At 75.6% G+C, this 1,745-nt stretch carries 2 protein-coding genes; one reads left to right on the plus strand and one right to left on the minus strand.

Annotated elements, in window-relative coordinates:
- Positions 1–489: TetR/AcrR family transcriptional regulator (locus AC0CYZ_RS17790; RefSeq protein WP_472217700.1), on the minus strand; the 489-nt coding region annotated here is incomplete at its 3' end.
- Between the two features lie 88 nt (positions 490–577).
- Here AC0CYZ_RS17790 and AC0CYZ_RS17795 point away from each other — a divergent pair.
- Positions 578–1,745 (plus strand): MFS transporter (locus tag AC0CYZ_RS17795; protein ID WP_472217702.1); only part of this gene is annotated, 1,168 nt, incomplete at its 3' end.

Genomic DNA, 1,745 nt, shown 5'->3' on the forward strand with positions numbered 1-1,745 from the left:
CGTGGAGGGCTCGCCCGCGATGGCCCGCAGGTAGATGCCGTCGCCGAGCGCGGCGATGAGGTCGCCGGTCAGCTCGTCGCCCGCCTCCGCCGCGAGCACGTCCCGCCACGCCGTCATGACCTCGCGCGCGGTGACGGCGGCGGCCTCCTCCGATCCGGCGAGGCTCAGCAGCGCGACGGTGCTGCGGAACATCGAGCTGTCGCGCTGGGGATCGTCGGCCGAGGTGCGCAGGTAGTAGCGCGCCACCGACTCCTCGCCCGCCTCCGCGGCCGCGCGCGCCGCCGCGATGTCGGCCTCGGTGAGCTCCCGGACCCAGTCCAGGAACCCGGCGAGCAGGGCGTCCTTGGAGCCGAAGTGGTAGAGCAGGCCGCCCTTGGAGACCCCGGCCCGCGCCGCGACGGCCTCGAGGGTGACCGCGTCCGGCCCGTGGCTCACGACGTGGTCGACGTAGGCCCGGACGACGCGGTCCCGCTGGGAGGGCCGGGGCATGGGCCGAGGCTACCGCTCCACACTTCACCGTCCGGCTGGTACAGTTTCAAACTGTACCGTCCGGACTGTTGAGTTACGTGGAGTGCCCATGCCCGCCCCGCCGGACCGCAGGCTCGCCCTGGCGACCCTCATCGCGCCGGTCCTACTGATCACGCTGGACATGACGGTGCTCGGCGCGGCCCTCCCCGCGATCTCCGAGGACCTGCGCCCGGGCGCGGCGACGCAGCTCTGGATCGTCGACGTCTACTCGTTCGTGCTCGCGGGGCTGCTCGTCGTCGCCGGCGGGCTGGGCGACCGGCTGGGGCGCCGCCGCCTGCTGCTCGCGGGTGCCGCCGCGTTCGGGCTCGCCTCGGTGGCCGCGGCGTTCGCGCCGAGCGCGGGCGCGCTCGTCGCCGCCCGCGCCCTGCTCGGGCTCGGCGGGGCGACGTTGATGCCGTCGACGCTCTCGCTGCTCAAGACCGTCTTCCCCGAGCCCGACGCCCGCCGGCGCGCGATCGGCGCGTGGGCGGCGGCGTTCTCGGCGGGCGCGGCGGCGGGCCCGGTGATCGGCGGCTGGCTGCTCGAGCACTTCTGGTGGGGATCGGTCTTCCTCGTCAACGTGCCGGTCTGCGTGGCGCTGCTGGTCGTCGGGCCGTTCCTGCTGCCCGAGAGCCGCGACCCCAGGCCCGGGCGCTTCGACCTGCTCTCCGCCGCGCTGGCCCTCGCGACGATGCTGCCCGTCGTCTACGCGCTCAAGTCCCTCGCGACCGACGGGGTCACGACGGCCGGCCTGGTCGCCGGTCTCGCCGGGCTCGGTGCGGGCGTGTGGTTCGTGCACCGCCAGCGCACCGTCACCGACCCGCTGCTCGACCTGCGGCTGTTCGCCCACCGGGCGTTCTCGGTGTCGGTGGCGACGAACCTGCTCAGCGTGTTCTCCCTGGTCGGACTGCTCGTCCTCGTGCCGCAGTACCTGCAGCTCGTGGCGGGGATGTCGCCGCTGGCGGCCGCGCTGTGGCTCGTCCCGGGCACGCTCACCGGCATGGCGGGTGCGCTGGTCGCGGCCCGGGTGGCCCGCCACGTCGAGGTCCGGCGGCTCATCGTCGGCGCCCTCGCCCTGGCGGCGGTCGGGTTCGGGGCGCTGGCGCTGCTCGGCGTCGGGGCCGGGCCCGCGGCGGTCGTCGTCGGGATGGCCCTGGCGGGGATGGCGGTCGCGCTCGTCGAGACGCTGACCACCGACCTGATCCTCGGGTCCGTGCCGGCCGACCGCGCCGCGGCCG

It is taken from the genome of Actinomycetospora sp., assembly GCF_055612215.1.